General features: G+C 69.4%; 16 protein-coding genes and 1 tRNA gene. 14 read left to right on the top strand and 3 right to left on the bottom strand.

Going from position 1 to position 19,450, the window contains the following annotated elements; translation table 11 throughout:
* From eccCa to OG753_RS23645, 13 genes are all read left to right on the top strand, one after another.
* Positions 1-3,975, top strand: coding sequence for a type VII secretion protein EccCa (gene eccCa, locus OG753_RS23705; protein WP_383197721.1), 3,975 nt, complete (start codon positions 1-3; stop codon positions 3,973-3,975).
* Positions 3,976-4,020: 45 nt separating this feature from the next.
* Complete coding sequence (locus OG753_RS23700; protein ID WP_405790031.1) at positions 4,021-5,439, top strand: DUF6177 family protein; 1,419 nt, start codon at positions 4,021-4,023, stop codon at positions 5,437-5,439.
* A 118-nt stretch (positions 5,440-5,557) separates the two neighbouring features.
* Positions 5,558-5,887: a hypothetical protein gene (locus OG753_RS23695; protein ID WP_401278034.1), complete on the top strand. Its 330-nt coding sequence runs from the start codon at positions 5,558-5,560 to the stop codon at positions 5,885-5,887.
* Between the two features lie 77 nt (positions 5,888-5,964).
* Entirely contained in the window at positions 5,965-6,276 is a 312-nt protein-coding gene (locus OG753_RS23690) for a pore-forming ESAT-6 family protein (RefSeq protein WP_401278031.1), read from the top strand.
* Between the two features lie 79 nt (positions 6,277-6,355).
* Positions 6,356-6,805, top strand: coding sequence for a DUF6507 family protein (locus tag OG753_RS23685; RefSeq protein ID WP_401278028.1), 450 nt, complete (start codon positions 6,356-6,358; stop codon positions 6,803-6,805).
* Positions 6,806-6,876: 71 nt separating this feature from the next.
* Positions 6,877-9,603: a hypothetical protein gene (locus tag OG753_RS23680; protein WP_401278025.1), complete on the top strand. Its 2,727-nt coding sequence runs from the start codon at positions 6,877-6,879 to the stop codon at positions 9,601-9,603.
* Between the two features lie 11 nt (positions 9,604-9,614).
* Positions 9,615-10,466 (top strand): immunity 49 family protein, encoded by an 852-nt coding sequence (locus OG753_RS23675; protein WP_401278022.1) that lies wholly within the window; start codon positions 9,615-9,617, stop codon positions 10,464-10,466.
* Positions 10,463-11,353, top strand: a complete 891-nt coding sequence (locus OG753_RS23670; protein WP_405790028.1) for an immunity 49 family protein — start codon at positions 10,463-10,465, stop codon at positions 11,351-11,353. Before OG753_RS23675 ends, OG753_RS23670 begins: the two co-directional genes overlap by 4 nt.
* 506 nt (positions 11,354-11,859) lie before the next feature.
* Positions 11,860-12,720, top strand: a complete 861-nt coding sequence (locus tag OG753_RS23665) for an immunity 49 family protein (RefSeq protein ID WP_401687863.1) — start codon at positions 11,860-11,862, stop codon at positions 12,718-12,720.
* Positions 12,721-12,837: 117 nt separating this feature from the next.
* Positions 12,838-13,689, top strand: a complete 852-nt coding sequence (locus OG753_RS23660) for an immunity 49 family protein (protein ID WP_401687860.1) — start codon at positions 12,838-12,840, stop codon at positions 13,687-13,689.
* Positions 13,690-13,694: 5 nt separating this feature from the next.
* Positions 13,695-14,555 (top strand): immunity 49 family protein, encoded by an 861-nt coding sequence (locus OG753_RS23655; RefSeq protein ID WP_405790026.1) that lies wholly within the window; start codon positions 13,695-13,697, stop codon positions 14,553-14,555.
* Between the two features lie 154 nt (positions 14,556-14,709).
* Positions 14,710-15,495, top strand: a complete 786-nt coding sequence (locus tag OG753_RS23650) for an immunity 49 family protein (protein ID WP_405790024.1) — start codon at positions 14,710-14,712, stop codon at positions 15,493-15,495.
* Between the two features lie 132 nt (positions 15,496-15,627).
* Positions 15,628-16,836, top strand: coding sequence for an IS701 family transposase (locus tag OG753_RS23645; protein WP_405790022.1), 1,209 nt, complete (start codon positions 15,628-15,630; stop codon positions 16,834-16,836).
* A gap of 117 nt (positions 16,837-16,953) precedes the next feature.
* On the opposite strand, the gene OG753_RS23640 is transcribed toward OG753_RS23645, so the two are convergent.
* Positions 16,954-17,166 carry a hypothetical protein gene (locus OG753_RS23640; RefSeq protein ID WP_401687851.1) on the bottom strand — a complete coding sequence of 71 codons (213 nt, stop codon included), beginning with the start codon at positions 17,164-17,166 and terminating at the stop codon, positions 16,954-16,956.
* Between OG753_RS23640 and OG753_RS23635 the strand changes: the two genes are divergently transcribed.
* On the top strand, positions 17,071-17,358 hold the full coding sequence (locus OG753_RS23635; protein ID WP_401688047.1) for an Imm49 family immunity protein: 288 nt from the start codon (positions 17,071-17,073) through the stop codon (positions 17,356-17,358). The two genes, OG753_RS23640 and OG753_RS23635, sit on opposite strands and share 96 nt — an antisense overlap.
* Before the next feature lie 4 nt (positions 17,359-17,362).
* Here OG753_RS23635 and OG753_RS23630 read toward each other — a convergent pair.
* Both OG753_RS23630 and OG753_RS23625 read right to left on the bottom strand, forming a co-directional pair.
* Positions 17,363-17,436 (bottom strand) — tRNA-Thr (locus OG753_RS23630).
* A gap of 266 nt (positions 17,437-17,702) precedes the next feature.
* Positions 17,703-19,271: an alpha/beta hydrolase gene (locus OG753_RS23625; protein WP_405790020.1), complete on the bottom strand. Its 1,569-nt coding sequence runs from the start codon at positions 19,269-19,271 to the stop codon at positions 17,703-17,705.
* Positions 19,272-19,450: the final 179 nt, after the last annotated feature.

Genomic DNA, 19,450 nt, shown 5'->3' with positions numbered 1-19,450 from the left:
ATGAGTACCCGACTGATCCACCGCCCGGCGCGGACCGTCAGGCCCCCGGCCGCGCCCGCGGCACGCACGATCGAGGCCCCGCCGAACCTCCCCGAGGGGAAGGCGGGCAACATCGCGATGTCGCTGCTGCCCGTCGCCGGAGTCATGTCCTCCGTCGTGATGATGACGGTCGTCCGCAACAGCCAGTTCGCCGCCCTCGGCGCACTGATCCTCGTGGTCACCATCGTCGGCTCGCTCGCGCTGGTCTTCTCGCAGCGCGGCAAGGCCCAGCGCACCCGCCGTACCCAGCGCGAGGCCTACCTCGCCTACCTGGAGGAACTGCGCGAGGAGCTCGCCGGCGAGGAACGCGAGCGCGGCGAGCACGCCGACGTGCTCAACCCGCCGCCGCACGCCCTGTACGACATCGTCCGCGACCCGGCCCGGCTGTGGGAGCGCCGCCGCATCGACGGCGACTTCCTGCGCGTGCGCGTCGGCACCGGCGAAATGCCCGTGCGCGACCTGCAGATGGGCCAGCAGGGTTCCTCCGTCCTCACCCCGCCCGACCGCTTCATGCTCAACGAGGCATCGGCGCTGACGGCCCGCTTCAGCAACGGCACCGAGCTCCCGCTCACCGTCCCGCTCGACCGCGTCGGCAACATCAGCGTCATCGGCCCCCGCGAGGACTGCCTGCGGGTCGCACGCGCCCTGCTCGTCCAGGCCGCCGCCCTGCACGCCCCCGACGACGTGGCCGTCGCCCTCGCCGTCCCCGGCGACCGGCTCACCGACTGGGAGTGGGCCAAGTGGATGCCGCACCTGCTCGACACCGAGCAGCTCGACGGCCCCGTCGCCGCCCGCCGCATCGCCCCCTCCCCCGCCCAGCTCGCCCGCCAGGTCGGCCCGGAGCTGCGCCGCCGCGCCTCCTACGCCGCCGAGGTGCGCCGCGGACTCTCCGGCAAGGACGCCCTCGCCATGACGTCCCGGCTGCTCGTCGTGACCGACGGGCACGGTGAGGACGCCGTCGAACTGCCGCGCCCCGATGACGCCGTCGGTCTGCGCGAGATGGGCATCACCGTCCTCCACCTGCTCGAGCAGCGGGTCCAGGAACCCGGGCACGTCGGCGTACGGATCACCGTCGACGGCGACCGGGTGCTCATCGAGGACCTCCGCCAGGACGAGCCCATCAGCGCCCACGGCACCGTGGACGAGGTCGGCATCCCCTTCGCCGAGGGCCTGGCCCGGATGCTCGCCCCGCTGCGGCTGTCCGCCGAATCCCTCATCGACGCCCCCCTGTCCGGCCCCGTCGACTTCGCCGACCTGCTCGGCATCGACGACGTGGCCCGCCTCGACCTGCCGAGCCTGTGGGCCCCGCGGGCCGAGCGCGCGTTCCTGCGCGTCCCCATCGGCATCAGCGACTCCCGCGAGCCCGTGCTGCTGGACCTCAAGGAGTCCTCCGAGCTGGGCATGGGCCCGCACGGCCTGTGCGTCGGCGCCACCGGTTCCGGCAAGTCCGAACTGCTGCGCACCCTCGTCCTCGCCCTGGTGGCGACGCACCCGCCGGAGGACCTCTCCCTGGTCCTGGTCGACTACAAGGGCGGCGCCACCTTCGCGCCCTTCGCCGACCTGCCGCACGTCGCCGGCGTCATCACCAACCTGGAGAACCAGGCCGGTCTCGTCGAGCGCGTCCACGCCTCGCTCGCCGGCGAGGTCAAGCGCCGCCAGCAGGTCCTCAAGGACGCGGGCAACGTCGCGGACATCGGCGACTACGCCGCGCTGCGCGCCGAACGGCGGCCCGACCTGGACCCGCTCCCCCACCTGTTCGTCGTCATCGACGAGTTCGGCGAGCTCCTCACCGCGAAGCCCGACTTCATCGACCTCTTCCTGTCCATCGGCCGCATCGGCCGCTCCATCGGCGTGCACCTGCTGCTCTCCAGCCAGCGCATCGAGGGCGGCAAGCTCAAGGGCCTGGACACCTACCTCTCGTACCGGCTGGGCCTGCGCACCTTCTCCGCCGACGAATCCCGTACGGTCCTGGACACCACCGACGCCTTCCACCTGCCGCCGCTGCCCGGCTTCGGCTACCTCAAGGTCGACACCAGCCACTACGAGCGGTTCAAGGCGAGCTACGTCTCCGGCGCCTACCGGGGACCCGTACAGCGCGCCGAGGACGAGGACAGCGGCCCGCTCGCCCTGGAGTACGAGGCCTTCAACACCCTCTCCAAGCCGGAGAGCACCGGCGGCCAGGAACCCTCCGCGCGGCGCCGCGAGACCGGCCCGACCGAGATGGGCGTCATCGTCGATCAGCTGCAGAACGCCGCCGCCCCGGTACGCCGGATCTGGCTGCCCCCGCTGCCCGACGCGATCGCCCTGGACACGGTCGCCGGCCCCCTCGACGTGGGCACGCGCGGCATGCAGCTCTCCAAGCGCCGCGGACGGCTCATGGTGCCGCTCGGCCTGCTCGACGACCCGACGAAGCAGTGGCAGGGCGAGTGGTTCCTCGACCTCACCGTCGCGGGCGGCCACGCCGCCGTCATCGGCGGCCCGCAGTCCGGCAAGACCACCCTGCTGCGCACCCTGGTCCTCTCGCTCGCGCTGACCCACACCCCGCAGGAGGTCGGCGTCTACGGCCTCGACCTGGTCGGCGGCGGCCTCCAGGCGCTGTCGGGTCTGCCGCACGTGGGCGGGATCGCCGGACGCGCCGACCGCGAGCGCGCGGCCCGTACCGTCGAAGAAGTACGCACCATGCTCGCCCTGCGCGAGGACCTCTTCCGCGAGCACGGCATCGACTCCGTCGAGCAGCTGCGCAGCCTGCACGCGGCCGGCCGGCTGCCCCGGCTGGCCTCCGCCGAGATCGTCCTGGTCATCGACGGCTTCGGCGCGCTGCGCGACGACTTCGAGGAGCTCGACGACGCCATCGTCGACATCCTCAAGCGCGGTGGCGGCTACGGCATCCACGTCGTCGCGGGCATGCTCCGCTGGAACGACGTCCGCATCGCCACCCAGTCGAACTTCGGCACGCGCGTCGAGCTGCGCCTCAACGACCCCAGCGAGTCCAGCATCGAGCGCAAGCTCGCCGAGACCCTGTCGCCCGACGAGCCCGGCCGCGTCCTCACCGACGGCAAGCTCTTCGCACAGGTGGCGCTGCCCCGCACGGACGGCCTCCGCGACACCTCCGAGCTGGGGTCGGTGCTGGAGCGCACGGCCCGTACGATCCGCGCCACCTGGAGCGGCGAGGCCGCCCAGCCGGTCCGGGTGCTGCCGCACCTGCTGGAACCGCACCTGCTGCCGGGTCCGGTCGGCGAGCCCCAGCGGGTGCCGATCGGCCTCGACCAGACCGCACTGGCACCCGTACTCCTCGACCTGTTCCACCACGACCAGCACCTGCTGGTCATGGGCGACAGCGAGTGCGGCAAGACCAACCTGCTGAAGACGATCGCCGGCGGCCTCATCGAGCGCTACGGCCAGGACGAACTGGTCTTCGCGATCATGGACCCCCGGCGCAGCCTGCGCGGTGTGGTCCCGGAGGAGTTCAACGGCGGCTACGCCTACAACTCCAAGATGTGCGCCGGGCTGGCTGCGGGGATCGCCGCGGAGCTGGAGCGGCGGCTGCCCGACGACAGCGCCCCGCTGGAGGACCTGGAGCCCGGCAGCTGGGGCGGCGGACCGCGGATCGTGGTCCTCGTCGACGACTACGACGTGCTCACCACCGCGGGGCAGTCACCGCTCGCCCCGTTCGTTCCGTACATCCCGGCCGCGATGGACATCGGCCTGCACTTCGTCCTGACGCGCCGCGTCGCGGGCGCCTCGCGCGGCATGTACGAGCCGCTGGTGCAGGGCCTGCGCGAATCGGGGGCCTCGGCGATCGTCATGGCGGGCGACCGGAGCGAGGGACAGCTCTTCCCGGGGGTGTACGCCTCCCAGCAGCCGGCCGGGCGCGGTGTGCTCGTCCGCAGGGGCCAGTCCAACCGCCTGATCCAAACCGTGTACACGCCCGAATAACGCGCGCCTGCCGAACCGACGACCTGCGAAGGACCCCACGACCACATGACCAAGGACGTCATAGCCCTCACCCAACGGATGCCCGAGCCGTGGGCGGTGCTCGCCGGTCTCCTCTCCGGAGGCCCGGACAAGCTGGTGAACGCGACGGGCGAGGGAGCGGTCATCCAGCTCTGCGACGAGCAGGGACGGCCGCTGGTCTCGGTCGAGGCGCCGATGCTGGTGCAGGTCGAGGGCGAGGCCGAGCGGCTGCTCGGGGCCACCGCGCCGCGCGTTCCGTACTGGTGGACGGAGGCCCGCGCCACCACCGGTGTCCCCGACGCCGTGCGCCTGGCCGGGACCTTCGCCGCCCGCCTCGCCTCCCTGGCCGGGGGGACGGCCTGGCCACCGGAGGCGACGCGGTCGGTGGGCGTGGTGAAGACCGACGGGGTCGGCGTCGCGCCCACGCCGGCCGCCGCGCAGCCCGCCGTCGACGTGCTGACCCCCAACGTCGCCGTGGTCATCATGGACCGCCCCGTCGTCGCCATGACGGCCTGGCTCTCCGACGCCTTCCGGGCCGCCGCGGCGGCCGAGCGGGGCCTGCAGGTCGTCACCCCGCCCGGGACCGTGCTGTCCCCGGCGGTCCTGGCGAACATGCCGGAGTGGCCCTCGCGGTGGGTCGTGCAGGACGAACGGGAGGGCTACTACGACGGGCTCTCGGGTGCGGTGCTGCGCTGGCAGGAGGGCATGTTCGCCACCGTGGTGTCCGAGGCCGCCACCGAGGAGGACCCGCAGACCCCGGTGGCCGCCGCGTACAAGGAGGTCACCGAGACCCCCGAGCGGCAGCTGGCCATCACCTTCCGCACCATCCACCCCGCGGACGACCGGCTGGTGCTGGGCGGAGCCCTGGAGACGGTGTGGCGCGAGCTGACCGGCCGGCCCCCGGCGGGCTGGGGCACGGCCGAACCGGCGAACCTGCCCTGGTCGCCGGGCCGGCTGACGGACGTGGCGTTCGCGCGGGCCCCCGAGCCGACCTGGTTCGTGGTCGTGGGCAGCCCGGAGCGGCCCGGCCTCGCCACGGTGCGGGTCAGCCGTACGAAGGCGGGCGTGGAGGAGACCGTGACGCTGGCGCTCGGCTACGGCGCCGACGAGGAACTTCCGCTGGACGCCCTGCCCCGTACGGCGGAGGCACTCGCCACCCGCCACCACCTCCAGTCGATGCTCGTACAGCTCCGCAAAGCGCGCCGCGATCTGCTGGTACCGCCGCGCTTCGAGGGGCCGGGCGTGCCGCTGGCCTTCGTCCTGGGCTCGGAGGAGGTCCGGGGCATGCCGGACGACCGGGCCCGGCGGACGCCGCTCGCCCAACAGCCGGTGCGGCTGGGGCCGAAGACCCGCCCGGCGTACTACTACCCGCTGCCGGGGGATCCGTCGGACCTGTCGGGCTGGGCGGAGTTCGAGCGGCTCGTGAGCCACCTCAAGGGCGTGTGAAGGTTGTCTGGCGGTTTGTCATAGACCAGTCACAACCGGGGCGTTGCAGGTTGCAGGCGCGATGTGAGTTGATAAAATTGAACACACTGACGGTCGATCGAGTGTGCGGGGGTGTGGGATGAAGTTCGATATGGGGACGCAGGTTCTGACGAACCTGATGTCGGGGTCGCGGAATTCGAATACGGATCTGGGGTCGCTGGTCAAGCAGCTGGTGGCTGCGGCGCAGCCGCTGGAGGGCAAGTTCCAGGGGCAGGGCAAGGTGGCGTTCGACTCGTTCAAGCTGCGTGCGGATGCCATTGCGAAGGAGCTGAACGCTTCGCTGGCGGCGATCCTGGGTGGTCAGTCGGGCATGGAGCAGGCGTTCGGTTCGGGTGATCAGGAGCAGGGTGAGAACGCCCGTCAGCAGCAGGGTGCGGCGAACTTCGACGCGGCGCGTTTCCGGGGCTGAGTCTCGGGGCGTTCCGGGTCTTCCGGGCTGTCTGGGTTGTCTGGTGTGTTGTTTTCTTCACGGGGAGTGTGGTTGTGATGTCGGGTGGGTCGGATCGTCGTGCGTATGACGTGAGTGCCTCGACGGAGGTGCAGGGCGGTATCAAGGCGGTGCTCGGTCAGCTGGAGACGGTGATCGCGGCGCGTGAGGCGCAGGTGGCGGCTGCGATGTCGGACTTCACGGCGGAGGGTGTGGCGGACGACTACCACGCCAAGGAGCTGCGGTGGAAGAACGCTTCGCAGGAGGTCAAGAACATCATCCAGCTGCTGAACACGACGCTGGCGAAGAATGACGCGACGGCGCAGCAGACGTTGCAGCGGGCGCGGACCGCGGTCAACAACATCGGCTGAGCAGGATCGTTTCAGCGTTCGGCAGGTCAGCGGGTCGGCAGGGCGGTAGGGCAGTCGGGTACACGGGGGTGGGTCGTCCATGACGTCATGGGATATCAAGCCGCAGGGCGTGCAGGGTCATCTGAAGACGGTCGGCGGGAATGCCGGTGAGCTGGAGACGGCGTTGAACACGCTGCTGACGGCGATGTCGGAGGCGGCTCAGGCCGCGGGGACGGCTGTTCCGGGTTCGCAGTCGGGGATGACTGCGCAGGGTCCGCTGGCTCCGGGTGCGGGGCCGGCTCCGGGTTCGGCTTTCGTGGCGCCGCAGAAGGCGATGGGTCCGGTGGCGGCTGCGCTGGGCGAGTACCTGAGCGCCCGGAAGCCGGAGTTCAAGTCGATGGCGGAGCGCATCGAGGCGTGTATCCGTGGTGCGGTGCTGGCGACGAACGAGTACCTGCAGGGCGATCTGGACCAGGCCAAGGAGGCGCAGGACGCTGCGCGGTCGGTGAACCTGGACCTGCTGCGTGAGAAGACGGGGGCCAAGCAGTGAGCGGGGGCGCGCCGGTCGATCCGGCTGAGATACCGGTTTTCACGGGTGATCTGGCGGTTCTGGACGAGAAGGTGAAGCTGATCTCGTCGGGCGGTGCCGCCGTTTCGACGAAGGCCTCCGATGTCCATACGAGTTTCGGCGGGCTGCAGGCGTTCTATCAGGCGCCGGAGGCGGACCAGCTGTTCGCGACGACGAAGCCGGTCCAGGACCTGGGCCTGAAGCTCAGTTCCGACATGTGCACGATCGCCGGCGCGCTGGGCACCTACTCGCGTGACGCCGCGCCGATCATCAAGAAGCTGGAGGCTCTGCGAGCGGAGGCTCAGGCCTTCCGGGCGAAGACGGAGAAGGAAGACAAGTGGGCTGAGGACGGCGATCTGATCGACGAGAACCTCGAGCGCCGCAACAAGGTCGCCGAGGTGTGGGAAGAGTTCCACGAGGTGGAACGGGCCGCTCACGCGAAGATCGTCGCGCTGGTCGGCGGAAAGCCGTTGCGGGTGAACGACGGTTCCAACGCCCCGGACATGTACGGGTATGACGCGGAGGCGCTGAAGCAGGCGAAGTCCCTGCCGTGGGGTGACGCGGTGGAGGAGTCGATCCCCGGCTGGCAGATCTGGGAGCATGCCTGGGAGTTCGGCAAGGGCATCGTCGTCGACGGCATCTGGGGAACCCTCAAGGGCCTGGGCGGTCTGGTCGGCCTGCAGGGCTGGGACGTGTTCAAGCAGTCCTGGACGGGACTTGCCAAGCTGGGCACCGGCCTGGGCATCGCGATGATCCCCGGTGTGGGCCCGCTGTTCATGGCGGCTCCGGACGACAAGCTGCCCTCGTGGCTGCGTGATTCCCGGACCGCGATGAAGGAGACGGGCAAGGCGCTCCTCGCGTGGGACCAGTGGGGATCGAACCCGGGCCGTGCAGCGGGTGCGGTCACGTTCAACGTGGTGACCACGGTGTTCACCGGTGGTGCGGGCGGTGCGGTCTCGGGTGCGGGCAAGGCCGGTGCGGTCGCCAAGACCCTGTCGTTCGCGGGCAAGGCCGGCCGGGCGATCGACCCGATGACGTACATCTTCAAGGGCGCGGGCGCCGGCTTCTCCAAGATCGGCGATGTGATGGCCGGTCTGAAGGGTATGGGCAAGTTCGAGGTCCCGAGCATCGACGTGGACGGCGCGATCGCGCTGCCCGACGGCGCCCTGATGCTGCCCAACGGGGCCCTCCACCTCCCCGACGGCACGGCGATCCCGCCAGGCGCGGCCAAGCTCCCGGACGGCACGGTCAAGCTCCCCGAGGGCACGACGACCTTCCCGCCGGGCACGGTGAAACTGGGGGACGGCCCGTCGGCGGAGTTCATGGACCCCAAGGGCAACATCTACGAAGCCGACGGCTCCCTCAAGCAGAGCGGAAAGGCCGCCCAGCAAGAGCCCGGGCTGAACGCAGGCGCGGACACCCCGCGCGTCGACGCCCCGAAGGCGGACTCCCCGGTCACGGCCAAGGTCCCCGAGCGCGAACTGGCGAGCGTCGGCGGCCGCGGCGGAGACGACATGACCCGCGTCGGCTCGACCATCTCCGACCCGGTCCACGCGATGGACAACGGCGCGCACGGCACAGGCGGCTTCGACAACACCCCCACGGGCCGCGCCGGCGATCACGGCACCCCGGGCGGCCACGCCCCGGACAACATGCCGCGGGGCGACCTGAACAACGGCCCCCACGGCAACGGCCCCCACCCGGACACCCCGACCACCCACACCCCGGACGGCCCGGGCACAGGCGGCACCCACCCGGACGGCCCGAGCACCGGCGGCCACGGCGGCACGGGCGGCCCCTCCGGTCCGGCCGGCGGTCACGCCCCGCAGCCCTCCAACGGGCTTGACGACGCGACCCGCGCGGCCCACCGGGCGGAGTACGAGGCGGCCCGCGAGGTGCCGGCCAAGGACCGCACCGGCCCGGAAATGTCGGCCATCGAGCGGGAGCACGTCCGACTGGCCAACGAAGATCCGGTCTGGCGGGCGGAGCACTACGACAAGTGGGGGCCCGGCAAGCGCAACAACGCCGAGGAACTGGTCGACGGCCAGCTTCTGCCGAAGCTCGTCAAGCAGTCCGACGGAAGCTGGATGGCTGCGAGTTCGATACCGCACGCCCACCCGGGCGGTTTCCACCTCACCCCCCTGGAGCGGGGTGTGGACACGGTTCCTCCGGAAAACCTGGCGCACCTCAACGAGGTTGCGGCCAAGCGCTTCGCCGGTATGGAGCTGAACAAGTGGGAGAAGACCTTCGACGAGAACCCGACCTTCGACAACGCCCACGACCTGGCCTTGGCACAGGAGCATTTCAACGAGACGGTCGGCAAGGGCCAACCGAACAACAGCGGGCTGGGCGAAGATCTCGGCGAGGAGGCCGCGCGCGCTCACATGCTCAAGCAGCCGGAGTTTGAGGGCGCGATCGAGCTCACGGACCTGCCGAAGACCGGCAACGGCTCCAAGGCGTTCGACCAGCTCTGGCGCGACAAGGACGGCAACCTCGTCATCGTGGAGGCCAAGAGCCCCAACGGAGTCCTGGAATGGCGCCAGAGCAACGGCCGTCCGGACGTGGTGAAGGTGAAGCAAGGCAGCATCGAATACGTTCGAACGATCTTGGCCGATATGTACGACCGAGCCGGAGTGAACCTGAAGGACGGTGAGTACGCAAAGGAGATCGAAGACGCCCTCGATGGCATCGACGGCAAGAGCGTGCGCTATGTCCTCGTCCAGGCCAATGAAAACGCCGGTCAGTATGCTGGCGCCGTGCTCAAGTACTTCAAGCTCTAAGGAGAAAAGCGTTGGTCGCGATCATCCCCCGTCACCCCTTTCCGACGGAAAACGCGGAAGCGGGCCTCGCCCTTCTCGAGGAGCGCGCGGAGACATGGATCGGCCGCCTGGAAGGACGTCCCACCGCTCTCGGCTCGGCCCTGAGCAGCACTCTCCTCGTAGCCCAGGCACGCTGCATCATGGACCCGCGGGGTGCGATCTATCCCACCTGGGATGCCTGGGTGACCGCGATGCAGGTCGGCTCGGCCGTGTTCGCCGCTGCGACCACCACCGAGCCTCACGTACAGTGCCGCATCGCGCACAAGGACCTCACGCTCGAAGCCACCGGTCCGCAGCCCTACGTGACCCCGGCCGCCTGGGTCACCGCGTTCTACCTGGCCGTGGTGTGCCGCGAGCGGGACCGGATCACCGCCCTGTGCCGGGTACCGCTGTCACTGCTCCGGGAGAACGGCGGCGTCACCCAGGAATTCGAGTACGCCTGGATCGACACCCTCCAGACCTACTGGCTCGGCGGTCCAGACCTCGGTCAGAAGCTCGTGGCCGCGATCGACGGCACCGATCCGGAGGTCGCAACAGACCCGGAGACGGTGGGTCGGCTGTTCTACCCGCCGATGGAGATGTTCCACCGCGTCATCCGCAACGACGCAGAGGGCTTCAACCGCGCCCTCGACGCCGCCCTGCAGTGGCACCGGGAGTACTGGACCCAGGAGGACCGGTCGCAGCTGATCTCGGGCCTCGTCGCGCTCGCTCCGCTCGCCATGACCTGCTTCGCCCGGGAAGCCGGCATCTCGATCGAGGTCGAGTCCGACTACCTGCCCGCGGTACTGCTCAACGGCAACTGGCTCGGAGAATTCCCCACGTGACCCGCTGCACCCCGGGCAGACAGCACGGAGCGCTGGATGTGCCGCGCCAGGACTACCCGCAGGACGGGTGGATGGCAGTGGTCCCCTCCATGGAGGGGACGCTGTCCTATTCGCTGGAGGAGATCGAGACCTCGCACAACTCCAGGTCGGGCGCCGTCATGAGGTCGCTGAACGTCGCCCTCGTCCGCACTCTGGGGGATCCCGGTGCCGTCATGCTGGAAACCTGGGAATCCTGGCTGCTCGCCATGCAGGTGCACTCGGCCGTCTTCGCCGCCACTGACCCCGACCGGGAATCGGTGACCTGCAAGATCCGTCAGGAGGAGCGCCACCTCGCCACCACCGGACCGCAGACCTACCTCAACGCAAACACCTGGCTCAACGCCTTCTACCTCGCGATCATCTGCCGTGAAGCAGCCCGCCTCGACATGCTGGCCCGTATCCCGGTCTCCCTGCTGCGCGACTTCGGCGGAACCCTGGACGAGTACACCTACGCCTGGGTGGAAACCCTCCAGAGCTTCTGGCTTCACCGTGACGACCTGCGCACGCACCTGGTGCGCGCCGTGGACCTGAGCTCGGCCGAGCACGCCCGCGTCGTCGACGCGGAGGAGATGGTCAAGCTCCGCTACCCGCCGATCATGATGCTCTACCGCTACCTGCGCAACGACCCCGCCGGCTTCAACGAGGCCCTGGCCGACGCCGTCCGCTGGCACAAGGAGTACTGGACCGCCGACGAGGACCGCACCCACAACATCCTGGGCATCGTGGCCATCGCCCCCCTCGCGATCGCCTGCCTGGCCAAGGCCAACGGCATCCCGGTCGAGGTCCAGACCGACTACCTCCCCGAGGCCCTCCTCGACTTCGGCTGGCGCGGCGAGTTCGACGCGTAGTCCCCCGCCCGGCCGGCCTCACTCCACCCGTTCACTCGCCCTGCCACGAGATCTCGGATTCTCGGGAGTCAGGCCGCGGCCCGTACCGGCGATTCGACATCAGCAAGGGGACTCTTCGTGACCGTCACCGTGAGTCGGCATTTCACCCCAGGTGCCACGGAAGAGAAGTGGGCCGAGCGTCTCTGGGTGAGTCTGGCTCGGGACATCGACGAGCTGGGGGAGTACCCGAATTCATCCCCCATGGATCCGTGGCGACACCACTCTGGGTGAGCGAGTAGTCACCGGCGCACGCTACTCCCAGGCTCGCGCACATATTTCCTCGACATCATCGAGCAGACGGAAAAGCGAGGCCGTAACCCCAAGTTCAAGAGCGACGGCGATCTGGCTGCCGAACTCCGCACCGCCCTCAAGGAGGGGCGCCTTGACTACGTCGTTGTCAAGGGACAGGACGGCGCCAGCACTTACACTGGCTACACCAAGCAGAAGTTCGACATCAGGGTGATCGAGTGACCGCTACTGTTGACCGGCATGGCGCCGCAGGCCCTGACGACGAGGCCTACGCGGCGCGCATGACGACCACGGCGATCGAGGGGATCGAGTCCCTGGAAGATTCCCCTGGAATGCTCGACGCACTGTGGAATTCTGTCCGCCTCAGCGTTGCCGCGCGGTCCGCCGTAGATCCGGACGGTGCGGGCATCAATACCTGGGAGGCAGTGGTCAACGCCGCCCAGGTCGGCTCCGCCCTGTTCCAGGTTACGGGGGCCACCGAGGGAACCGTGGAATGCCGTATCCACCACGAGATCCGGCGACTTCCGGCCATCGGACCCAAGCAGATCGCGAATTGTCCGAACTGGCTGGACGCCTTCTGGTTTGCGGTCATCTGCCGCGACCAGAAGCGAATGACCTCATTGTGTGAAGTCCCGATGGAGACGCTGCGAGCGTCGGGGGCGATGCACGACGAGTATCTGTACCACTGGGTCGCCACCCTGCAGGCGTATTGGACACACCGGCAGGCGGACATGGTGGAGGAGCTGACGCTGGCATTCAAGCAGTCCCACCCTGACGTGGCACGGATCGCCCCGCGGGACTGGTTGCAGCAGATCTCATACCCGCCGATCAACCTCTTCTACTGCTTCGTCAAGCAGGACCATGACGGCTTCAATGCTGCTCTGGTCGAAGCACTCGAAATGCACAAAACGTACTGGAGCCAGGAGGAGCGCGACTTCGACGTCTCCGGCTTGTGGGCGATCGGGCCGCTGGCCATGGCGTGCTTCGCCTACGACGGCGAATTTCCGATCAACGTGGTGTCGGAATACCTCCCTAGCCAGCTCCTGAACCGGGCCTGGCTCGGCGAATTCCCCACCTGACAGGTTGGGACGAGGCTTTTACGCAGCGGCGGTTGAGCGGTCTCGGGCGGCGGTCCCGCCCGAGGCACGGCTCGCCTGTCCGGAGGGTTCGAGCGATCTGCAGCAAGGAGGAGTGCGTTGGTCTCGATCATCACCCGTCACTCTTTCCCCACGGAGCACGCAGAAGAGGGCATCGCCGTGCTTCAGGAGGATGCAGATGAGCTGATCGAGGGGTTGGAGGAACGCGTCACCAGGCTGGGTGACGCCCTGACCACCACGCTCATCCTGGCGAAGGGTCGTTGTCTGCTGGACCCACAGGCCGCGATCTTCCCCACATGGGATGCCTGGGTCAAAGCGATGCAGGTCGGCTCCGCGGTGTTCGCCACAGCGGCTCCCCCCGGGGAAACCGTCCAGTGCCGCATCGCTCACAAGGACCGCACGCTCCAGACCACAGGCCCCCAGTGGTACACGACTCCCGGTACCTGGCTCGATGCCTTCTACCTGGCGTTGGTGTGCCGCGAGCGGGACAGGATCACCGCCCTGTGCCAGGTGCCCCTGTCCCTGCTGCGGGAGAACGGTCGCGCCGACGACCACGTCTTCGCCTGGATCGACACCCTGCAGACCTATTGGACCGGCGGTCCGGAACTCAGCCATAAGCTTGTGGCGGCTGTGGACGGCACCGCCCCGGAGGTCGCCCGCGACCCCGAGACGGCCGGACGGCTTGCGTACCCGCCGATGGAGATGTTCCACCGGATCCTGCGCAACGACCAGGCCGGCTTCAACCAGGCCCTTGCCACGGCCCTGCAGCGGCACAAGGACTACTGGAGCAGCGAGGAGAGCCGTGCCATCGACGCCGCCGGCCTCGTCGCCCTCGCCCCGCTCGCCATGGCCTGCATCGCCCACGACGCCGGCATCACGATCGAGGTGGAATCCGAGTATCTGCCCGCCGTCCTGGTGACGCGCAACTGGTGCGGCGAGTTCCCCACGTGAGGCACATGACAGTGAGGGTGCAGCGCCAGGACTATCAGAGGGACAAGATGGCGGCGGTGGTTCCCGTCATGGAGGAATCAGTCTCCGAATCGCTGGAGCAGATCGAGACCTCCCACACCTCCAGGGCGGATGCCCTCATGGAGTCGCTGAACGTCGCCCTCGTCCGCACGGTCGGGGACTCCAGTGCCGTCATGCTGGAGACCTGGGAGTCCTGGCTGCTGGCCATGCAGGTGCACTCGGCCGTCTTCGCCGCCACCGCTCCGGACCGGGAGACGGTCACCTGCAAGATCCGCGAGGAGGAACGCCACTTCGCCACCACCGGGCCGAAGCCCTACCTCAACGCGGACACCTGGCTCGACGCCTTCTACCTCGCGGTCATCTGTCGTGAAGCAGCCCGCCTCGACATGCTGGCCCGGATCCCGGTGTCCCTGCTGCGCGACTTCGGCGGCACGCTGGACGAGTACACCTACGCCTGGGTGGAGACCCTCCAGAGCTTCTGGCTCCGCCGCGACGACCTGGGCACCCACCTGGTGCGCGCCGTGGACCTGAGCGCTCCCGAGCACGCCCGCGTCGTCGACGCGGAGGAGATGACCAAGCTCCGCTACCCGCCGATCATGATGCTCTACCGCTACCTGCGCAACGACCCCGCCGGCTTCAATGAGGCCCTGGCCGACGCCGTCCGCTGGCACAAGGAGTACTGGACCGCCGACGAGGACCGCGCCCACAACATCCTGGGCGTCGTGGCCATCGCCCCCCTCGCGATCGCCTGCCTGGCGAAGGCCAACGGCATCCCGGTCGAGGTCGAGACCGACTACCTCCCCGAGGCCCTCCTCGACTTCGGCTGGCGCGGCGAGTTCGACGCGTAGCGCCCCGTACGCCAGGGCCACACACGCCCAGCCATGGCCACGCGTGCCGGACATTCCACACCAGCAAGGGGGCTCTTCCGTGACTGTGACCGTTGCCAGCCACCTCGAGGGCGGGCCTGAAGCGGCCGAATTTGCCGCGCGGTTGAGCGCAAGCGTGGCGCGCCGTATCGACCGTCTCGAGGTATCGGCTGACGCGATCGACTTCGCGTTCAGCACCGCTGTCCTGGCCCTCCAGGCCCACTGCGTGGCCGAACCGGAGGCCGACACCCTCGAGTCGTGGCAGGCCACGATCAACGCGATGCAGCTGGGCTCGGCACTGTTCGCCGTGACCGGCACGAGCGAAGGGACCGTGGAGTGCTTCATCAACGGGAGGATGCGCACGCTCAAGGCGATCGGCCCCCAGCCGTACGCCGATGCGGGCAACTGGCTGCTCGCGTTCTGGCTGGCCGTCATCTGCCGTGAGCAGCGCCGTATGACCGAGCTGTGCGAGATCCCACTGGAAAGCCTGCGCTCGCCAGAAGGCGAGTACGAGGAGCTCTACTACCACTGGGTTGACGTCCAGCAGACATATTGGCTCCGACAGCCGGGCCTGGTGGACAAGCTCATCGCCGCGATCGAGGCGTCGGACCCCGAGGTCGCACGCAGGCTTCCGCGAGATCTGCTCCAAGGGCTGATCTATCCGCCGATCAACCTCTTCTACCACTTCGTGCGCAAGAACGAGGAAGGCTTCGGCCCGGCCCTGGCGGAGGCGCTGAACCTCCACAAGGGGTACTGGACGCTGACCGAGGAACGCACCGAGGACATCGACGGCGCGGTCGCCTTGGGCCCACTGGCCATGGCCTGCCTCGCCTACGACGGGAAACTGCCGGTCGGGGTCGAATCGCCCTTCATCCCGAAGTACCTCCTCGAGCACGGCTGGCTCGGCGAATTCCCGACGTGACGGCTGTGAACGTGTCCCGGCAGGACTGTCCCACTGCCGCCTTGTAGACCGTCGTTTCTGTCATGGACAAGCCCTAGTAGTGCTTTGTTATCCGGTCTTGTCACGTCGGGTGTTCGGTAGTTCGCTGGCTGTATGAGGGCTGGGGAGCTTGCGGCGGTGCGGGTCCGGTTGGAGGAGTTCGCTTCCGAGGTGTTCGCGCCGCTGGTGCGGCGGGACTGGCTGGAGAAGGGCCAGTTGTATCTGCGGGGCCTGTTGCTGGACGGCCGACGCAAGTCGATGCAGCCGATGGCCGAACGCCTCGGGATCGACCATCAGCAATTGCAGCAGTTCATGACGTCCTCGACCTGGCCCGTTCAGGAGGTGCGGGCCCGGCTGGCGTGGCGGGCCGTGCGGGCGGTGCGTCCGCAGGTGTGGGTGGTGGACGATACCGGCTTCCCCAAGGACGGCAAGGCGTCCGCGGGGGTGGCCCGGCAGTATTCCGGGACTCTGGGGAAGGTCGGCAACTGCCAGATCGGTGTCAGCGTCCATGCCGCCTCCGACTCCGCCTCGTGCCCGCTGGCCTGGCGTTTGTTCCTGCCCGAGTCCTGGGACGGCCCGGAGGCGGCCGACCGCCGCAAGGCCTGCCGGATCCCCCAGGACGAGCACCACCAGCCGAAATGGCGGCTCGCATTGGACATGCTCGACGAACTCGCCGGTGTCGGGCTGCGGCCCGCCGCGCTGGTCGCGGACGCGGGCTACGGAGCGAATGCGGACTTCCGCCACGGCCTGGAGGATCGGGGGCTGGCCTACGTCCTCCAGGTGAAAGGTGAGATGACCGCTCACGCCGGGAATGCCGAACCGCACCAGCCTGCCTATGGCGGTCTGGGTCCCCGGCCGCTGCCGCGTTACCGCACCCGCCCGGTCTCTCTGCGCGAGCATGTGCTGGCCACCGGACGGGAACAGGGACAGGCCGCGGTCTGGCGCAAGGGCTCCAAAGCTGCACTGAGCTCACACTTCGTGCTGATGCGGGTCCGTCTCGCCGGCCGCCGCCCGAAACCCGCTGCCGACGGGACGATTCCGCTGACCTGGCTGATCGCGCAGTGGCCCGAGGGCGAGGCGGAGCCGGTGAAGTACTGGATCTCGAACCTGCCCGCCAACATCCCGGCGAAGGACCTGGTCAGGCTGGCGAAAGCCCGGTGGCGGATCGAGCACGACTACCGCGAGCTGAAGACCGCTTTGGGCCTGGACCACTTCGAGGGACGTTCGTTCACCGGCTGGCACCGACACGTCACCCTCGTCACCGCCGCCCACCTGTTCCTCACCGAACAGCGGACCTGCCCAAAAGCCCCTGCCAGGGCCTGACCCTCTACCAGGCCCTGGACCTCCTCCAACATCTACTCGCCACCTGGACCGGCACCTGCCCCACCTGCCGACAACCCACCCCATGGCAGCCCCACGACACCAGCTAACAAAGCACTACTAGGCCGTCGAGACCTCGCGCAGCTTCAGGAGCCGTCGCTGACGACGTCCTTTGAACCCCGTGCGCATCCGCTGCATCGGAATCCCGGATGCGGTCATGATGGAGACCTGTGAGTCCTGGCTGCTGGCCATGCAGGTGACTCGGCCGTCTTCGCGGCCGCCGATCCCGACCGGGAGACGGTCGCCTGCAAAATCCGCCAGGAGGAGCGCCACCTCGTCACCACCGGGCCGAAGCCCTACCTCACCGCGGACACCTGGCTCGACGCCTTCTACCTCGCGGTCATCTGCCGTGAGGCAGCCCGCCTCGACATTTGGCGGCGGTCCCGGTGCGACGGCCAAGCACCGCCACCCGCCGGTCGGGGCATGAAAAAGCCCCAGGTCACGGCGAGTGAGTCCTGGGGCTAATCCGAGCCGCCTTCGGGATTCGAACCCGAGACCTACGCATTACGAGTGCGTTGCTCTGGCCAACTGAGCTAAGGCGGCACCGCTGGTCAGACAAGTATTCCCTCGAAGAGGTGCTCTCATCAGCAGCGGCGCCAAGTCTACAGGGTGTGGACGGGTGCCCCGAACCAGGTTTCGCACGGGTGGGACACCCGTCGCGCATTCGGGCGTTTACGCCATATTTGCGCGGCCCCGCCGCCAAGCCCGACGCGGGCCCCTCAGGTGCGCCGACGTCTGCTCGGTCGGGCAGCCGCGGGTGCCCGGCATCCGTGCGCCGGAGGGACAGGCGCCCGGCCGCCGCGGCAGGCTCAGCACTTCTTGCCGTCCTGCGGCGCCTTGCCCTCCAGCAGGTAGCGGTTGATCGCGGTGTCGATGCAGTCGCTGCCGCGGCCGTACGCCGTGTGGCCGTCGCCGTCGTAGGTGAGGAGGGAGCCCGAGTCGAGCTGGCCGGCCAGTGCCTGCGCCCACTTGTACGGGGTCGCCGGATCGCGGGTGGTGCCCACCACCACGATCGGCGCGGCGCCCTTCGCGGTCAGCCGCTTCGCCTTGCCCGTGGCCTTCTCGGGCCAGTACGTGCAGTTCAGCCCGGCCCAGGCCAGGCCCGCACCGAAGACCGGCGAGGCCTTCTCGAAGGAGGGCAGGGCCGCGTCGACGGCCTCCGGGCCGCTGAAGGCCGGGGGCTGGTCCAGGCAGTTGACCGCGGCGTTCGCGGACATCAGATTGGCGTACTTGCCGTCCGCCTCGCGCTCGTAGTAGCTGTCGGCCAGGCTCAGCAGGCCCGCTCCGTCGCCGTTCATCGCCGAGGTGAGCGCCTCGCGCAGCTGCGGCCAGGCGCTCTCGTCGTACAGCGCCGCGATCGCCCCGGTCGTCGCCAGGGCCTCCCCCAGCGGGCGGTTCGGATCGCCGCTCGGTACGGGCTGCGCGTCGACCTTCCGGAAGAACTCCTTCAGGCGCGCCCCCACCGCGTCCGGGCCGCCCTTGCCGAGCGGGCAGTCGGTCTGCTTCGCGCAGTCCTTGGCGAAGGCGGTGAAGGCCGTGTCGAAGCCCGCCGTCTGGTCCCGGTTGAGGTCGAGCGCGGCCCGTTCCGGGTCCATCGCCCCGTCCAGGACCAGCCGGCCGACCCGGTCCGGGAACAGGTCCGCGTACGTCGCCCCCAGCAAGGTGCCGTACGAGGCCCCGACGTAGTTGAGCTTCTGGTCGCCGAGCACCGCGCGCAGCAGGTCCATGTCCCGGGCGGCGCCGACGGTGGAGACGTGCGGCAGGATCCGCTTCGAGTTCGTCCGGCAGGCGTCCGCGAACTCCTTGAAGGCGGCCACCAGCTCGGCCCGCTCGGCCGGATCGTCCGGCGTCTGGTCCACCTGCGTGTACTTGTCCATGGCCGGGCCGTTCAGACACTCCACGGGGCTGCTGCGCTCCACCCCGCGCGGGTCGAAGGAGACCATGTCGTACTGGGCCCGCACCGCCGCGGGATAACCGATGCCCGCGTACGCCTGGAGGTAGCCGATTCCGGATCCGCCCGGGCCGCCCGGGTTGACCACCAGCGAGCCGAGGCGCTTGCCGGGACCGGTCGCCGCACGGCGCGACACCGCGATGTCGACGTCCTGGCCGGCGCCCGGGTTCGCGTAGTCCAGCGGGGCCTTCATGGTGGAGCACTGGAACCCGGGGACACCGCAATCGCGCCAGGTCAGCTTCTGCGCGTAGTACGGGCGCATCGCGGCCCCGTCCGGGGCCGGCTGCGCCGACGGCGCGGCGGACTCCGGTGAGGTGGACGCGGCGGCCCGGGGTTCCCCCGACCCGCCCGAGGTGCACCCGGAGAGCAGCAGCCCGGCAGCTGCGATCACGGTTCCGGTGGTGCGCAGCAGGCGACTGGTGTCCATCCATGGAGCGTACGTCGTGTCGGGGGACGCCCGGGGGCGCCCCGGGACCGGACGGCCGCACGCCTTCCGTGGCCCGCGCCGGGCAGGGCGCGGACCGGGCGCTGCCGGGCCCGGCGGCGGGACCGCCCGTACGGGTGAACCCGTCAACCGGATGTGGACCGCCGGCGCACTGCTGCGCC

It is taken from the genome of Streptomyces sp. NBC_00029, from assembly GCF_045160505.1.
GTDB lineage: Bacteria > Actinomycetota > Actinomycetes > Streptomycetales > Streptomycetaceae > Streptomyces.
This window is presented reverse-complemented; position numbering and strand designations above follow the sequence as displayed.

What these genes read in the sequence shown, in the direction of transcription:
- eccCa (WP_383197721.1), top strand. Translation starts at nt 1, where the DNA reads ATGAGTACCCGACTGATCCACCGCCCGGCGCGGACCGTCAGGCCCCCG.
- OG753_RS23700 (WP_405790031.1), top strand. Translation starts at nt 4,021, where the DNA reads ATGACCAAGGACGTCATAGCCCTCACCCAACGGATGCCCGAGCCGTGG.
- OG753_RS23695 (WP_401278034.1), top strand. Translation starts at nt 5,558, where the DNA reads ATGAAGTTCGATATGGGGACGCAGGTTCTGACGAACCTGATGTCGGGG.
- OG753_RS23690 (WP_401278031.1), top strand. Translation starts at nt 5,965, where the DNA reads ATGTCGGGTGGGTCGGATCGTCGTGCGTATGACGTGAGTGCCTCGACG.
- OG753_RS23685 (WP_401278028.1), top strand. Translation starts at nt 6,356, where the DNA reads ATGACGTCATGGGATATCAAGCCGCAGGGCGTGCAGGGTCATCTGAAG.
- OG753_RS23655 (WP_405790026.1), top strand. Translation starts at nt 13,695, where the DNA reads ATGACAGTGAGGGTGCAGCGCCAGGACTATCAGAGGGACAAGATGGCG.
- OG753_RS23645 (WP_405790022.1), top strand. Translation starts at nt 15,628, where the DNA reads ATGAGGGCTGGGGAGCTTGCGGCGGTGCGGGTCCGGTTGGAGGAGTTC.
- OG753_RS23625 (WP_405790020.1), bottom strand. Translation starts at nt 19,271, where the DNA reads ATGGACACCAGTCGCCTGCTGCGCACCACCGGAACCGTGATCGCAGCT.